Source organism: Streptosporangium jomthongense, assembly GCF_042650425.1.
Classification (GTDB): Bacteria; Actinomycetota; Actinomycetes; order Streptosporangiales; family Streptosporangiaceae; genus Streptosporangium.
In genome coordinates this window covers 34,102-34,758 of the sequence record NZ_JBHSBC010000044.1, presented here as the reverse complement: position 1 = coordinate 34,758, position 657 = coordinate 34,102, and the positions used below count along the sequence as shown (strand labels likewise).

General features: G+C 70.9%; 1 protein-coding gene. It reads left to right on the top strand.

Annotation, left to right across the window (positions count from 1 at the left end; all coding sequences use genetic code 11):
* Nucleotides 1–657, top strand: a 657-nt coding sequence (locus tag ACFOYY_RS34330; protein WP_386195297.1) for an ATP-binding protein, incomplete at both ends; no start/stop codon positions are given.

The window sequence follows — 657 nt, the reverse complement described above, 5'->3', positions numbered from 1 at the left end:
GTCATCGACGCCTGCGAGCATGTCGACTCGGCCTGCGCCGAGCTCTTCGAGGAGCTGCTGACCCGCGCGAGCGGCCTGACCATCCTGGCGACCAGCCGTCACTCGCTCAACGCCAGGGGCGAGCACACGGTCACCGTCCCGCCGCTGACGGTGCCGGGCAGCGTGCCGGGCGAGAACGTCTTCACCAACGAGGCCCTGCTGCTGTTCGCCGCGCGGGCGAGCGCGGTGGTGCCCGGCTTCGAGCTCGACGAGCGCAACGTCGGCTCCGTCAGCGAGCTGTGCCGCCGTCTCGACGGCATCCCGCTGGCCATCGAGCTGGCGGCGGTGCGGCTGCGGGCGCTGTCCGTCGAGCAGATGCTCGACCTGCTGGCCGACCGGTTCAGCCTGCTGGCGGGCGCCAGCCGTACGGCGCTGCCCAGGCACCAGACGCTGCGTGCGGCGATCGGCTGGAGCCACGAGCTGTGCGAGCCCGCCGAACGACTGTTATGGGCGCGGCTTTCGGTGTTCGCGGGCGACTTCGAGCTGGACGCCGTCCACTACGTCTGCGCCGGGGACAACCTTCCCCACGAGACGATCGTGGACCTCATCAGCAGCCTGGTCGAGAAGTCGATCCTGCTGAGCGACGGCACCCCGTCCGGGCACCGCTACCGGCTGATC